General features: G+C 56.8%; 11 protein-coding genes. 10 read left to right on the top strand and 1 reads right to left on the bottom strand.

The window, feature by feature from the left end:
• Positions 1 to 376 precede the first annotated feature (376 nt).
• The 10 genes from JO965_RS18890 (at position 377) to JO965_RS18845 (ending at position 13792) form a co-directional block, all read left to right on the top strand.
• Complete coding sequence (locus JO965_RS18890) at positions 377 to 1684, top strand: nucleotide sugar dehydrogenase (RefSeq protein WP_203440552.1); 1308 nt, start codon at positions 377 to 379, stop codon at positions 1682 to 1684.
• Positions 1685 to 1812: 128 nt separating this feature from the next.
• Positions 1813 to 2616 carry an ABC transporter permease gene (locus tag JO965_RS18885; RefSeq protein ID WP_203440551.1) on the top strand — a complete coding sequence of 268 codons (804 nt, stop codon included), beginning with the start codon at positions 1813 to 1815 and terminating at the stop codon, positions 2614 to 2616.
• Between the two features lie 9 nt (positions 2617 to 2625).
• Positions 2626 to 3393, top strand: a complete 768-nt coding sequence (locus JO965_RS18880) for an ABC transporter ATP-binding protein (protein WP_203440550.1) — start codon at positions 2626 to 2628, stop codon at positions 3391 to 3393.
• 83 nt (positions 3394 to 3476) lie between these two features.
• Entirely contained in the window at positions 3477 to 5534 is a 2058-nt protein-coding gene (locus JO965_RS18875) for a glycosyltransferase domain-containing protein (protein ID WP_203440549.1), read from the top strand.
• Between the two features lie 203 nt (positions 5535 to 5737).
• Positions 5738 to 6799, top strand: a complete 1062-nt coding sequence (gene rfbB / locus JO965_RS18870; protein WP_203440548.1) for a dTDP-glucose 4,6-dehydratase — start codon at positions 5738 to 5740, stop codon at positions 6797 to 6799.
• 87 nt (positions 6800 to 6886) lie between these two features.
• Positions 6887 to 7444 (top strand): dTDP-4-dehydrorhamnose 3,5-epimerase, encoded by a 558-nt coding sequence (gene rfbC / locus JO965_RS18865; RefSeq protein WP_203440547.1) that lies wholly within the window; start codon positions 6887 to 6889, stop codon positions 7442 to 7444.
• A 60-nt stretch (positions 7445 to 7504) separates the two neighbouring features.
• Positions 7505 to 8374: a glucose-1-phosphate thymidylyltransferase RfbA gene (gene rfbA / locus JO965_RS18860; protein ID WP_203440546.1), complete on the top strand. Its 870-nt coding sequence runs from the start codon at positions 7505 to 7507 to the stop codon at positions 8372 to 8374.
• 191 nt (positions 8375 to 8565) lie between these two features.
• On the top strand, positions 8566 to 12309 hold the full coding sequence (locus JO965_RS18855; protein ID WP_203440545.1) for a methyltransferase domain-containing protein: 3744 nt from the start codon (positions 8566 to 8568) through the stop codon (positions 12307 to 12309).
• An 8-nt stretch (positions 12310 to 12317) separates the two neighbouring features.
• Positions 12318 to 13082 carry a glycosyltransferase family A protein gene (locus JO965_RS18850; protein ID WP_203440544.1) on the top strand — a complete coding sequence of 255 codons (765 nt, stop codon included), beginning with the start codon at positions 12318 to 12320 and terminating at the stop codon, positions 13080 to 13082.
• Between the two features lie 128 nt (positions 13083 to 13210).
• Positions 13211 to 13792, top strand: a complete 582-nt coding sequence (locus JO965_RS18845; RefSeq protein WP_203440543.1) for a class I SAM-dependent methyltransferase — start codon at positions 13211 to 13213, stop codon at positions 13790 to 13792.
• 72 nt (positions 13793 to 13864) lie between these two features.
• Here the strand turns inward: JO965_RS18845 and JO965_RS18840 are convergent, their stop codons facing one another.
• The gene (locus tag JO965_RS18840; protein ID WP_203440542.1) at positions 13865 to 14731 is read right to left on the bottom strand and encodes a class I SAM-dependent methyltransferase; all 867 of its coding nucleotides are present in this window, start codon (positions 14729 to 14731) and stop codon (positions 13865 to 13867) included.
• Positions 14732 to 15101: the final 370 nt, after the last annotated feature.

Genomic DNA, 15101 nt, shown 5'->3' with positions numbered 1-15101 from the left:
CCGGGATCGGAGCTGTCCTAGTAGATCGATCATGGGGGGCGGGCAAGCGAAGGAGGCGCAGGGTTGGGGCTGGGCTCGATGTGAGCTTAATCCTTTGCCGACGGTGAGGTTCGTGGCGCGTGGGCAACTATACGCCGTACGGAGAAGCCCGAAATCTCTGTCATTGCGTCAGGTTGACCCGACGGTGAGTCAGGGTTGCTGGAGCAGGGTCAAAGCGGTATAGCGGCGTCCGAGGGGCTCCGGCTAGGCTTGTTGGCTGGGCGATCTTCCGTTTCGGAAGGCGCGGCACTATGGCGCTTTCCGGAGGTATGCGGGTTGGGTCAATCCCCTTATAGAAGGATCGCGCGATCCCACGCGCCTGAAGCCGAGATTTCCGATGCACAAAGACACGCTGCTGAAAAGATTGAACGACAAGACCGCTGTTATCGGTATCGTCGGACTGGGTTATGTCGGTCTGCCGCTGTCTCTTCGGTATTCCGAGGTCGGGTACAAGGTCGTCGGTTTCGATATCGACCAGAGCAAGGTCGATATCCTCAAGCAGGGACAGACCTATATCGAGCATATCGGCTCCGAGGGCATCGCCAGGGCCATCAAGGACGGATTCGAGCCGACCGCCGATCTGTCGCGGGCTCGCGATGTGGACGCGCTGATCCTGTGCGTTCCCACCCCTCTCAACAAATACCGAGAACCAGATCTCAGCTTCGTGCTGAACACCGTCGATGCTCTTCTGCCGCACCTGAGGACCGGCCAGGTCATGTCGCTGGAAAGCACAACCTATCCCGGCACGACCGAAGAAGAGTTGCGTCCTCGGATCGAGAAGGCCGGCCTCACGGTGGGAGAGGACGTGTTTCTCGTGTTCTCGCCCGAGCGTGAGGATCCAGGCAATGCCAAGTTTACGACACACACCATTCCCAAGGTCTGCGGCGGCAGCACCCCGTCCTGCCTCGAAGTGGGTCTTGCCCTGTATGGCCAGGTGATCAACACGGTCGTTCCGGTGAGCTCCACCCAGGCCGCTGAACTGACGAAGCTGCTGGAGAACATCCACCGCGCGGTGAACATTGGTCTCGTGAACGAGATGAAGATCATCGCTGACCGGATGGGGATTGACATCCACGAAGTCATTCGTGCGGCCGCGACCAAGCCCTTCGGCTTCGTGCCGTACTATCCCGGTCCGGGGCTGGGTGGACACTGCATTCCGATCGATCCGTTCTATCTGACCTGGAAGGCGCGTGAGTATGGTCTGCACACGCGCTTCATCGAGCTTGCCGGTGAAATCAACAGCACGATGCCGGAGTGGGTGGTCGAGAAGATCGCCGATGCTCTGAACGAGCGCGAGAAGCCGATCCGGGGCAGCAAAATCCTTGTCCTCGGCATCGCCTATAAGAAGAACGTCGACGACATGCGGGAGTCGCCGTCCGTCGAGCTGATGAGCATCCTTCAGGCAAAGGGCGCGGAGATCGCTTACAGCGATCCACACGTTCCGAGCTTCCCGAAGATGCGGCGCTACTCTTTCGATCTCGAGAGTGTCGAGCTGACTCCGGAGACGCTGGCTGGGTACGATCTGGTGCTGCTGGCGACGGACCACGACAGGTTCGACTACGACACCATCGAGAAGCACGCCAAGCTCATTGTCGACACGCGTGGGCATTATCTCGGCGTGCGCAGCAATGTGGTGAAGGCTTAATTTGTGGATGTGACACAGTCCGAGGCGAAGCCCGGAACCACGGTCACCGGGCGCATAAGCTTCAGACAGAAGCCGCCCTGTATCTCGGATTGTCGTCTATTGCCGGAAATGGGATCAAGGAAGCGAAGTTGAGAACCGACGGTTCGAAAATGTTGGAGGTGTTGCGCGAGGTTCGCGACGGCTGGCGTTGGCGTGAATTGTGGATGACGCTGGGATGGCGGGACGTGCAAACGCGCCATCGCCGTTCGCGCATCGGACCGTTCTGGAACACGCTCAGCCTGGCGTTTGTGGCGACCTGCATCGGCACGCTGTATGGCGGGATCATGGCACGCCCTATGTCCGACTATATCCCCCATCTCGTCACAGGCTACATGATTTGGGGCTTCGTGCAGGCGTTGGTCATCGAGGGCAAGGACTCTTTCGCGAGCAATGCCGCCGCCATTCGGGAGATCGCGGTTCCGAGGACGGTGTACATCTATAAGCTCCTCTGGAAGAATCTCGTCATCCTTGGCTTCAACTCCCTTGTGTATGTCGCGGTTCTTGCGATTTTCCGGGTGTGGCCGTTCCCGAACATCATCCTGATTCTGCCAGCGCTGGCGATCGTGTTGCTGAACGGAATTTGGGTTGGCCTTCTGCTCGGCCTCATCAATGTTCGCTATCGAGACCTGGGGCAACTGGTCCCGAACGCCATGCGTCTTGCGTTCTTCGTGACGCCGATCCTCTGGTATCCGGAAGACGCCACTGGATTTCGCACGATCTTCGTGGATTTCAATCCCTTCTATTATTTTATCGAAGTGCTGCGTGCACCGCTGCTGGGACAGGCGCCGGATCCTTTGATCTGGATTGTGACCTTGGCGATCACGGTGATCGGTTGGAGCATCACTGTGCCGGTCTATGCCCATTGGGGTCGGCGGATCGCCTTTTGGGTTTGAGGTCTGACAATGGCGCTGATCAAGCTTGAAAACATAACACTGGAATTTCCGGTTCAGGCCTCGAAGTCCGACCGGCGGCGGTCGTCTTCCGAGGAGAAGCCCATCGGCGGGCAATTGTCCTCGGGGCAGTCGGGCCACTTGGTGGTGCGCGCCCTCGATCAATTGTCGCTCACCCTGGGACCGGGCGATCGTCTCGCTCTTCTGGGGCACAATGGTGCAGGCAAGACCACGCTCCTGCGCGTGATGGCCAAGCTCTACGCGCCCACGCATGGACGGGTGACCATTCAGGGACGCGTGGCGCCGCTGTTGAACCTCGGCTTCGGTCTCGACATGGATTCGACCGGGTACGACAACATTTTCATCCGCGGTCTCTTTCTGGGGATGAGCAAGGCCGAGCTGAAGAAAAAGGCCGATGTCATCGCCGAGTTCAGCGAACTCGGCGACTTCCTCGATCTGCCGATGCGCACCTATTCGTCCGGCATGCGCGCGCGTCTGGCCTTTGCCATCTCGACCCATGTCGAGACGGACATCCTGCTGCTGGACGAGGTCGTGGCCACGGGCGATGCCCGCTTCTTGAAGAAAGCTAACGAGAAGCTGGAGAGCTTTGCACGGGAGTCGAAACTTCTCGTTCTGGCGTCGCACTCCAACAAGGTGCTGCGCGAAATCTGCAACAAGGGACTTCTCCTGGAGCACGGCCAGATCAAGGCGTTTGGACCCATTGAGGATGTTATCGAAACCTACGCCGCTGCCACGGGCACGGATGCTAAGGACGGGTGATCCTGGCATGCTGTCAGAGAGGGCAAGGATGATGGGCATGAAACTGATGCGAACAGGTTGCTCGTCTCGGGCTCAGCAATCTCATGCCGTCCCTGGACGGGCTTGCGGGTTATGAGCGGCAAGGTCTCGGACACATGACCCAGGATGCTCTGCATTCTACATCCCACGGCACCGATACGAGCGTTGTAACGGATACCGTCTCCCTGCAGGAGCAAGTCCAACGACAAAGGGACGAGATCGCTGAGCTTAAGGCCACGATCCGGGAACTGCGAACGGAGATCAACGGGCTGCGGGGCTCCTTGTCCTGGACAGTGACACGTCCCTTACGCCTGCTGGCCAGGCGTCTTCCGCGCGTGGCTGCAGGGGTGCAGCGCAGTCTTGATCGAACCAAGGACATTTTAGCCACAAGGTTGCCGAGAAGGGCCGCCCAGGCTTTGTTCGACAATCGCTGGGATGTGAAGGACGATATCGCGCAGCAGATTTCTGTCTATCGTTCCTCTGGCGCGGGAGGGCGAAGGATTGTCGTCTACACGGCCATCTTCGGTGAGTACGACAACCTGCTGCTCCCGGAGCGCATCGATCCGAATGTCGATTACGTGTGCTTCACGGATCGCCCGCGGAACGATTATGGCGTCTGGCAGATGCGTTCCGCGCCGTACTTCCATCCCGATCCGACGAGGGTCGCCCGCTGGGTCAAGACGCACCCGCACGAGCTTTTTCCCACCCATGAGATCGCGGTCTGGCTCGATGCCAATATCGTCTTGAAGGGCGATATCCATCGCTATGTCGAATTGATCGAGCATCAGAATGCCGATCTCGGCCTGGTCCCGCATCCGCATCGCGCCTGCTTCTATGACGAGGCTGAGGCCTGCAAGCGGCTCAAGAAGGATGCCTCGAAGCTCATTGACAGGCAGGTCGAGCATTATAGGAAGGCCGGTTTGCCCCTCAAGCAACCGCTGTTCGAAACCGGCTTCATGATCGTTCCCCTCAGGAAGCGGGAAACAGCGGATGCCCTTCATCTGTGGTGGCAACAGATCGAAGCTTTCAGCCGTCGGGACCAACTCGGTTTTGCATGGGTCAATTATCGACATCCCCACCTCCGGATTGCTCCTCTGCTGCCGCAAGGAGCATCAGTCCGGGATCATGAGGATTTTGTCTATTTCCGACACAGTTTTGCCCGGGCTCTGGTGATCCCGGACATGCTCTTGAAACTGGGCACTCTCTCCAGTCCGTCGACGGGACGCACGTTCGCTGAGGTCAAGAGCCAGCGGCTGGAGCCCTTGACCGAAGCCCCTATCGATATCGTCGTATGCGTTCATAACGCTTTGGAGGATGTCCGCCTCTGCCTGGAGGCGGCAGGGGCATGCCTTCTGCCAAGCCACAGGATCATCGTCGTCAATGATCGCTCCAATGAGGAAACGACCTCCTACCTGCGTGAGTTCGCGAAGGACAGGAATCAGGTCACTCTGCTCGAGAATGAGGAGAACCTGGGCTATACGCGCTCGGCCAATCGCGGTCTTGCCGCCGGAGCCGCGGCCTTTCGCATTCTGCTGAACAGCGACACCATTGTCAGCCCGGATTGGGCCCTGAAGCTTCTCGAAGCCGCCAATCGAAGCGAGAGGGTCGGCATTGTCGGTCCGCTCTCGAATGCTGCTGGCGCTCAATCCATTCCCCACATCAAGGCCACTGGAAAAAACACGGCGATCAACACCTTGCCGAAGGGCAAGACATCTGCCGATCTTGACAAGGCCTGCGAAGCCTGGAGCGATGCGGATCTCCTGCCTCGCGTGCCGCTGGTCCACGGTTTCTGCTTCGGCATCAAGCAAGACGTTATCGAGAGCATCGGCTTCTTCGACGAGGAGAATTTCAAGCTCTTCTACGGCGAGGAGAACGATTATTGCTTGCGGGCGCTCGGCGCCGGCTTCGAACTCGCCGTGGCGACCAACACCTTCGTCTATCATCGCAAGTCGCGGAGCATCGACGAGGAGAAGCGGGTGGTGCATATGGCCGAAGCCTGGAAGCGCCTGCGGGAGCTCTACGGTGCGGACAGGATCCTGGCCGCCTACCGCCAGGTCGAGGAGCACCCCGTGCTGGAGCGGATCCGCAAGGAGGCCGGGCGCTATTTCCAATCGAGGCAGTAGGCGAAGTAGAGATCCGGCATTCTACCTAAGATTGAATATGCCGTTTGAATGTGGCTTATTGCCCCTCGCGCCGAGGTGAGCCCGTAAGCCGTGGACGATATTACCATTATAGGCTAGTACCCTGCCGAAGATGGAGAAAGCGGGGCGCCCATGCCGGATGGTGGGGTTTGCGCGGCAATTGGGGACAGAAAAGAGCAGGGGTCATGGCAAAGCGATACTTGGTCACCGGGGGCGCCGGATTCATCGGATCGGCCGTCGTCCGCAAGCTTATTTCGAACACGCCGCATCAGGTTCTCGTCGTCGACAAGCTTACCTACGCGGGCAACCTCGATTCCCTCCAATCCGTTGCCGGCAGTGACCGCTATCGTTTCATGCGGGCCGATATTGCTGATGCCAAGAAGATGCAGGCTGTGGTCGGTGAATACCAGCCGGACGTGATCATGCACCTTGCGGCCGAAAGCCATGTCGACCGCTCGATCGACGGCCCGGGGGAGTTCGTGCAGACCAACGTCGTCGGTACCTTCTCATTGCTCCAGGCGGCCCTGGCTTACTGGAACAAGCTGGATGCCGCGCGGCGGGACGCCTTCCGCTTCCATCACATCTCGACCGACGAAGTCTTCGGCTCCCTGGGTGAGGAAGGCTTCTTCCACGAAGAGTATCCGTACCAGCCCAACTCGCCGTACTCGGCCTCCAAAGCTGCATCCGACCATTTCGTGCGCGCCTGGCACCACACCTACGGCCTGCCGACGCTGATCACCAACTGCTCCAACAATTATGGGCCGTATCATTTCCCCGAAAAGCTCATTCCCCTCATGATCCTGAATGCGCTCGAGGGAAAGCCTCTGCCGGTTTACGGCAAGGGCGAGAACGTGCGCGACTGGCTCTATGTGGAGGACCATGCCGAGGCGCTGATCCTCGTGGCTGAAAAGGGCAGGGTAGGTGAGAACTACAACATCGGCGGCTGGAATGAGCGCACGAACATCGATGTCGTTCGCTCCATCTGTGGCCTCATCGACGAGATGGTGCCGAGCCATTCGATCGGGCCGCGGGAAAAGCTGATTTCCTACGTGACCGATCGGCCCGGCCATGATCTTCGCTACGCCATCGACGCCAGCAAGATCGAGCGCGAACTGGGATGGCGCCCGGCCGAAACCTTCGAGACCGGACTCCGGAAGACCGTTGCCTGGTATCTCGACAATCGGGCGTGGTGGGAGCGCGTGCGTTCAGGCGTCTACCAGGGAGAACGGCTCGGGATTGCCGTCTAGGGCCGATGTGGCACCGTCTTTTGGGCGGGGCGTCGATACTGTTAAGGCAACATAACGAGTGCCTTGCGAGCAGAGTGAGGATCGAGTGTGCTGACTGTCGAGCCGACAGCTATACCTGAGATTAAGGTGGTCACGCCAAAGCGTTTCGGTGACAATCGCGGGTTCTTTGCCGAAACCTATCACAAGCAGCGCTTTGCTGAAGCCGGGGTCGATATGGAGTTCGTGCAGGACAACCATTCACTCTCGGCCGTCGCCGGCACGGTCAGAGGACTGCATTTCCAGAGCAACCCATTCGCACAGGCCAAGCTCATCCGGGTTGTCCGAGGCCGGGTTCTCGATGTCGCGGTCGACATCCGCAGATCATCGCCGACCTTTGGTAGGCATGTTGCCGTGGAACTGTCCGCTGAAAATGGGCGACAGCTCCTCGTGCCGGTCGGATTCGCTCACGGCTTCTGCACGCTCGAGCCCGATACGGAGATTGTTTACAAGGTCTCGGCCTATTACTCAGCTGCACACGATCACGGTTTGCGTTGGAACGATCCGGCGCTCGCCATCGATTGGCCTGTCGCGCCGACCGATGCGATTTTGTCGGATAAGGACAGGCAGCAGCCGCTGCTCGCCGAACTGCCGGCCTACTTTGCATAAGATGACGATTGGACATAGGGCCCCTCGTGGTGACCCCCTTGTATCCAAGGAGATGAAACGATGAAGGGCATCATTCTGGCGGGAGGCAGCGGAACACGGCTGCATCCGATGACGTATGTGACGTCGAAGCAGCTGCTTCCCATCTATGACAAGCCGATGATCTATTATCCGCTGACCACACTCATGCTGGCCGGCATCCGCGATATTCTCATCATCTCGACTCCGGACGATCTACCGCGCTTCCGCCAGCTGCTTGGAAGCGGAGAGCAGTGGGGTATTCGCCTGTCCTATGCGGAGCAGCCGAAGCCAGAAGGACTCGCGCAGGCCTATATCATAGGAGCAGATTTCGTCGCTGGCGGCCCCTCGGTGCTGATCCTTGGCGACAATGTCTACTACGGGCACGGGTTGACGGAACTCCTCCGCTCTGCAGCAAGCCGCACTTCTGGAGCTTCGGTCTTTGCATACCATGTCACCGATCCCGAGCGTTACGGCGTCGTCGAGTTCGACAGCAACGGCCGAGCAATCTCCATCGAGGAGAAACCAAAGGATCCGCGTTCGAACTGGGCGGTGACGGGGCTGTATTTCTACGATCATCAGGTCGTTGATATTGCGGCAAATCTGAAGCCGTCTGCTCGTGGCGAACTTGAGATCACCGATGTGAACCGCGTCTATCTCGAGAAGGGGCAGCTTCAAGTTGAATTGATGGGGCGTGGTTTCGCCTGGTTGGATACTGGGACTCCTGACAGCCTCGTTGAAGCTGCGGAATTTGTGCGTGCTCTAGAGAAACGCCAAGGTTTCCGGATCGCTTGTCCGGAAGAAATTGCATATGCCTCAGGATGGATTGAGCGGGAGCAACTCGTGGCCCTTGGGACTACGCTCTCAAAAAGCACCTACGGGCAATACTTGCTCAGGATTGCTGCCGGAATGTAGAAGGCGGTGGATCGACTTTCAAACCTATGCCGCGTGTAAGGCGAATAGAGTCTAGGCCAAAGCCTATTATGCCTCGCACTCAAATTGACCCGGACTGCGACCTTGCAGAACGGCCTTAACAAATGGGACGCCAGAAGATGTATAGCCGAAACTTGGAGAAATCGGTCTATCTAGACTCTAGCTCGCGTCAGATGGCTGAGAAGTTAGCCGGCGAGATCCTCAAGGTTTGCGGTTGGGGAAGTGCACTCGATGTCGGCTGTGGGATGGGCGATCTTGTTGCTGCATTATCCGCCCAAGGCATCGCGGCTTCCGGCGTTGATGTGTCAGAAATTGCTGTCGCCGTAGCCGATCGCAAATGTCCCGGCCGGATACGACAGGAATCCATGTTCGCACTGAGCAATCCCAATTGCTCAGTAGATATCGTGACGGCAATTCATAGCCTTGAGTCCATCGCTCAAGAGGACGTGACAGTCGCTCTTCATGAGCTGTTCCGGGTGGCGAAGCGGTCTGTTTACATTCGCGTCAGGACGGAAGTGGATTCTGCTCAATCGTCGGGCGCTCCCCGTCGGGATCGAGCCTGGTGGGAGACGCAGCTTCTTCAAGTCGGCTTCCGGAAGCATCCCAGATACTACGTTGCTATTCCATACGAGAGTCTGGAGAATGAGCCGGACGATATCACCATTGTTATGGAAAGGCCGCCTGCCGCGGTCCTTGAGCGCTATCCGTTGAGCGCACTCGCCGCCGAGCGGGATCTTCATATGGACATGGCTCGGGAGCAGGGTCGTCGCTCCGACGCCCACATGATTCGGTACTTCGAAGCGGCTCGATTCATTCGGCCCGGAGATCGCGTCTTAGATGCAGCGTGTGGCCTTGGATACGGAACACACATTCTAGCCCACAACTCACTTGCGTCTGAGGTCACTGGTATCGATGCCAGCGACTATGCGGTGGAGTATGCGTCCCTTGCCTATGGAGCGCCGAACCGCGGTATTACGTTCCGTAAGGGATTCCTGCCGGACGCGCTTAACCAACTTCCCGAAGGCTCGGTGGATTTCATTGCCAGCTTTGAAACCCTTGAGCATTTGGAGCATGCCGACCCGTTTTTGCAGGCGTGCGCCCGTGTTCTAGCTCCCGGCGGGCGCCTGATGGTCAGTGTCCCACACGATTGGAGTGACGAAACCGGCGTCGACCCCAATCCTCATCATTTCAGACTCTATGATTGGCATGCTCTGATCCGCGAGGTTGGAGCGGAGTTTCTGCTCGAGCGAGCCTTCGTTCAAAGTGCAAGCAGAAAGAAGATTGATGGCGCTTGGAGCGTGACTCCTCGGGAGTGGCGATCACTGCCGGTCGACGACGCTCCGCGGCAAACCAGCGAGTGGTGCCTCCTTCTCGCGATGCGTGATCCGCTTGCCGCAGCAGGTCAGCGATACGAGGAACGTATGTTTCCGCCGGCCGCAGTTGAGGCCAAGCCTGCATTGCTGGACTTCTCGGGCCAGTACAAAAATCCATGGCTCATAAGAAGTATGGTTTCCATCGGGCCACGCATGAGTGACCCAGTTGAGCTGGAGAAAATTGCGGACCGCGTCCTAGAATCGACGGTTGGGGGCTCCGACGAAGCGGCGGCACTCTGCGTAATAGCCTACCGTATGCTGGAAAATGGACGGCCAAAAGCTGAATTTGCGCATCTTATTAAGCGCTTTATGCCTTATACGTCACTGGAGCATCCAGAAACGAGTTCACCCATCGCCATCCGTTGGGCAGTCTCTCTTCTGTATGTTCAAGGCATTCTCGAAATGGGAGCTGGCGATCATCAGGCCGCCAAACAGAGCCTTGAGCGATGCGCCGCACTTCCATTTTGGATCTATTCGCCTTTGCTCGGGACCAAAACCATTGACGCGGCCTTCCGGTTGGGCGTTCTTTCTCAGGTCGAGGGGGATCGGGAGAGCGCTAAACGGTGGTGGCGATGTGCACTTGATATGGCCCAACGAGCTGTTCAATCAGACTGGAATGAACAGTTTGGCAGCCTAGATGCTCCTCCTGACTTTGCCTTCAGAGAGATGACGCAGTTGCTTGATTTGGCAACGCGCTGTGCGACTGCCCTGTCCGTGCTCGATCAGATCTCTGACAACCCGGCTGCAGTTGAGCGTACACTTTATAACAAGGCGAAGCAAGTATACGATCTGCGGGAGGCGGCAACGATCGAGCGGACACGCCTCGAAACCGGCGCTGCGATGGAGAGGGAACATTACCTGGCTGTCATTGGCCGCCTGCAGGCCGAAGCAGAGCATATGAACGTCCATGTTCAAAGCCTGCAGACCGAAGCAGAGCATATGAACGCCCATGTTCAAAGCCTGCAGACCGATATCACGCGTTTGGAGACTGACCTGCGAGCCGCGCGCGCTGTTGGAAAAAGAGTCCCGGAACTTGAGGCGAAGCTTGCCAAGGAGCGCCGCCAAACTGCTCCCTACAGAGGCCAGGTGCCGACATACCGTTGGCTGCTGGGGCATCTTCGTCGGAAGGTCCTTCGAAAAGGAATTCCGATTCTTCCACTGATTCCGGACGCCAAAAAGCAACCTCGCAAGGCACGGCCGAATGCCACGCCGGACAGGCGGGAGCCGAGCAAGGACAGCCCAAAACGGGTCCCGGTCCTCTCTTCAGGCCAAACTCAGACCGTTGCTCAAACGATTATAGATGTCGCCAAATTTGAGCCGGACATCGCGGGTGCTGCGTGCTTTAACGATCTCGATCAGTTGCTCGTCAACCGAAGCATTCCACGAGGTTCACATGTCACGGCGTGGAAGCAACTTTTTGAGTCACTCGATCGGCCGTATGATTATCTGATATTCGTACCATGGTTGACGCGCGGGGGAGCTGACCTTGCTGCGGTGAACGCTGTTCGAGCGGCAATTCAGTTAAGGGGGACCGAAAGGACTCTCCTTGTCGTCACGGACTATGACCGTGTCGAAGCGCGCGACTGGCTGCCAGAAACTGCCAACATTCGAATCTTCTCTGACCTGTTGCCCGACCTCTCGGCATCTGATCGTGTGCGCCTCGTCCAAATGCTGATCATGGCGCTGAAGCCGCGGGCCGTCCTTAACGTCAATAGCGTGGCTTGTTGGGAAGCAATAAAGAAGACCGGGTCTCCTTTATCGACGATGACGGACATTTATGCCTCCCTCTTTTGCAGGGACTATACCTCCGACGGCCGTGCGGCTGGCTACGCCGACACACATTTCAGGGCCTGCCTTCCGTTTACAAGGAAGATTTATTTCGACAACGAGACTTTCGCTCAGCAGATGATCGAGGAGTATGGTGTTCCGCCCTCACTTCAGAGCCGGATCGAGGTCTTGCGGCAGCCTACGTCGAATTCTGCGCAACCACGCGGCTTCGTGCGTCAAGAAGGTGTCGGGAGACTTCCAGTTTTCTGGGCTGGACGGTTTGCTAGACAGAAGAACGTCGATCTCCTCATTGAGATCGTCTCATCGGCACCAGATTTCCATTTCGACGTCTACGGGGATGGAGACGAGAGTTATAAGCAAAAGCTCAATTCAGTGGGATTGAACACTGGCAACCTGACAATGAAGGGAGCTTTTCCATCATTTGAAGCGCTGCCTACGCAGCAATATGGAGCATTCCTCTACACCTCGCTCTGGGACGGTATTCCCACGGTCTTGATTAATGCCGCTTCTCTAGGAGTTCCTATCGTTGCGTCAAACGTCGGTGGCATCGCTGAGCTTGTCGACGACGACACAGGGTGGCTCATCAATGACTACAAGGATCCCAGCGCTTACATCCGGGCACTTGTAGAGATCCGAGCGAATCCAGAGGAGGCCGCGCGTCGGGTCCAATGCATGCTCGAGCGGGTTAAGCGCCTCCACTCCTGGGACACGTATACAACCACCCTTTCCGAAACTCCGTCTTTCTTGGCTTCATGAGAACTGCGATGGATTCATTTGACATCACCGCAATCGTGAATGGGCATCGCGAGGGCCTCATTGCTCAACCGTCGCTCCTGAGCCTGAAGCAGGCGATCGAGCAGAGCGAGCGGAGTGACATTCTGGTTGAGACTGTTATCGTTCTCGACAAGCCTGACACTGTGACGGAAGAACTGGTACAGAGCTTCAGTCATAGTACCAAGAATACACGTGTGGTAACGGTCGATCACGGTGATCTGGGCTTATCACGTAATAGTGGTGTCGCCGCAGCTCAAGGGAAGTGGATCGCATTTCTCGATGCCGACGATCTGTGGGGCAGTACCTGGCTGTCCGCTGCTTTCAATGCGGCGGAGAGTGATCCGCGACCCATTGTATGGCATCCTGAACTGAGTGTCTTGTTCGGGAGCCATCCTCACCTTTACTTGCATATCGATATGGAGGATCCTGAATTCGACCACGCGGCCCTCGCAGTGACGAACTACTGGACCGCGTTGTGCTTTGCTCCGCGCTCGCTTCTCCAGAGCGTCCCATACCGCTATACGCGGATGAGCAGCCAGATCGGATTCGAAGACTGGGGCTGGAACATGGAGACTATCGCGCAGGGATGGTTGCACAAGATAGTACCTGGAACTGGCCATGCAGTTCGAAGGAAAGAGACCTCTCTCTTGCAGCAAACGAAATCTGCAAGCTGTCTTCCCCATCCCTCTAACCTGTTTCGGCAACTTCTAGAGAAGCGTGCTAAAGATGGACGCACACGATCAGTGAGCAGTTAGAGCTAATTCCGCGGTCGCGGAGGGATGTTCGCCATTCCTCGGATGATAGCTTGGAGGCGCTCAGCTAGGGTAGTATCGGAAGTGTGGCGGCAATGGTTCTTGACGGAAGACATAGAGTAGGCATCAGGATGAGCCCGTACGGTGAAATCTACGATAAAGTCTTTTCGGAGCATTCTGGTTATCAGAACCCAATAGGATCGCCGGGCTTCCGGCTTTGCCTTCAGAACCAAGAACGGCTGATGAACCTCGGACCGCATCATCTTGATTACGGCAGCGGGGCAGGCTTCGCGGTCGAGCTTATGCGGTCACATCTCTTCCGCAAGGAGTCGTTCGGTGTAGATGTCAGCGCGAAGATGGCCGCCAGCGCCAATGCTCGGATCGGGGCGGAAGTGATCCATCTTCTTGAGAATAGCCGCGCCCCATTCCCTAATGATACTTTCGACCTTGTGACATGCTTCGATGTTCTGGAGCACCTTGATCCGCCGGATATCTTTGCGACGCGGGATGAGATCCAGCGCGTCCTAAAGCCTGGTGGAACATTCTTCTGCAATATTAGTCTTAGGCTTTCAGGAACGATCGATCAAGAAGGGAGAAATCTACATCGGACGGTTGCAAAACCTGACTGGTGGGACACCATTTTCCAGTTTGATGAGTTCACGGTGACGAAATCCGACATGGAAATGACGGCCTGGAAGCGGCTGCCTGCGTAACTGGCCACGGTAACTGCGCGGCGGGAGATATGCCATTCCGCCGCGATCGCGATCGTCGTACAAGTGTCAGGGCTATTTGATGCGGATGGCGGCCTGGTAGAAGTCTGAGAATGCGATATATTCATACTCGTCATCTGAGAATACTTCTGTCAGGGCCTTATACTCGTGAAAGCGCCATCCCGCATATCCGACAAGTTCATCAAAAAGGATAATTGATCCGCGTCTTAGACGGTTCTTGCACAGCGATAGAATAGTTTTAGCGGGTTCGTAAATGTCGACATCAACATGAACAAACGCAATAGTTTCATTTGGATACTGTGCAAGGAACGCCGGCAATGTGTCATCAATCCAGCCTTTGTGAAGCGACACATTGGGTAGAACGTCAGGAAGGTGGCCATTCAGGTTGAACCTGCCCTTTTGCCAGACGAATCCAGGTCCATCGTGAGATAGGCCTTCAAACGAGTCAAATCCGTGAAGCGTTCGCGTATCATCCCGTCGGACCAACTCGCTTGCAATATAGTTGGTGGACTCTGCGTTGAACACTCCGAATTCAAGGACAAGGCCTTCCTTGGGTATATGACTAAGAGCATAGTGGCGGATCTCTCGGTCCGTTGGAGCTAGGTATACGTGGTCCAAGTGGGCCCGGATTAGTTCAACCGACTTCTGAACCTCCTCTTGAGAAATTCGTGTAAGCAATCGTGGATAACGCCAACCGCCTTGGCCCTGGAGTTCAGGAGCAAGATTGCCGACAATTACGGTAGGTTGATCAGACAACCTAACATTTAAGATCTCCGTTGAAGTAGTCTTTGGTGCCTCAGCTCTCGGTGTCGTAGCCTTACTCACTTCGCGGACGTTGAACACTACATTAGCGGCTACGTACTGCACTAAGGGTAACAGCGTGCGATCTACAAGCCACTTTCCCGCGCTCTTAACTGCCATCCCGGTTCTCTTCTCTTGTCCGATTGCTAGGTAGCCATTGTTCTACTGATACATCTAAAAAACACAAGCACCCGATCCTTGCCCAATCCACCATGCTTGCTAAAACACTCTGTCGTGGACTGAATTGCGCATCCTACCTGGCGCCTATGCCATCTGCGCTCGAATCGAATTCTATTCGCTCCATTGGCTGAACGGGTAACTGACACTAGGTGCTGGCGATACATCCCAGATCTGAGCCAATCAGTCCATCGACATTCAGCCGGAGACGCGGCCGATTCAGAATTCTGCCGAGCAACCCTTGGAGGCGCCGTCGGTCAGGTACTAGAAATAGTTGCCATGGCCTTAACCATTCAGCAGGCCACACAACAGC

This window comes from Microvirga sp. VF16, from assembly GCF_016864375.1.
In the GTDB taxonomy this organism is placed as follows: Bacteria; Pseudomonadota; Alphaproteobacteria; order Rhizobiales; family Beijerinckiaceae; genus Microvirga.
The sequence above is the reverse complement of the archived record's forward strand: the minus strand, read 5'-3'. Positions and strand labels throughout refer to the sequence as shown.

Bases quoted from the DNA above. Each gene is read 5' to 3' on its own strand.
- JO965_RS18850 (WP_203440544.1), top strand. From the start codon at position 12,318: ATGGATTCATTTGACATCACCGCAATCGTGAATGGGCATCGCGAGGGC.
- rfbA (WP_203440546.1), top strand. From the start codon at position 7,505: ATGAAGGGCATCATTCTGGCGGGAGGCAGCGGAACACGGCTGCATCCG.
- JO965_RS18855 (WP_203440545.1), top strand. From the start codon at position 8,566: ATGGCTGAGAAGTTAGCCGGCGAGATCCTCAAGGTTTGCGGTTGGGGA.
- JO965_RS18845 (WP_203440543.1), top strand. From the start codon at position 13,211: ATGAGCCCGTACGGTGAAATCTACGATAAAGTCTTTTCGGAGCATTCT.
- JO965_RS18890 (WP_203440552.1), top strand. From the start codon at position 377: ATGCACAAAGACACGCTGCTGAAAAGATTGAACGACAAGACCGCTGTT.
- rfbB (WP_203440548.1), top strand. From the start codon at position 5,738: ATGGCAAAGCGATACTTGGTCACCGGGGGCGCCGGATTCATCGGATCG.
- JO965_RS18880 (WP_203440550.1), top strand. From the start codon at position 2,626: ATGGCGCTGATCAAGCTTGAAAACATAACACTGGAATTTCCGGTTCAG.
- JO965_RS18840 (WP_203440542.1), bottom strand. From the start codon at position 14,731: ATGGCAGTTAAGAGCGCGGGAAAGTGGCTTGTAGATCGCACGCTGTTA.
- JO965_RS18875 (WP_203440549.1), top strand. From the start codon at position 3,477: ATGCCGTCCCTGGACGGGCTTGCGGGTTATGAGCGGCAAGGTCTCGGA.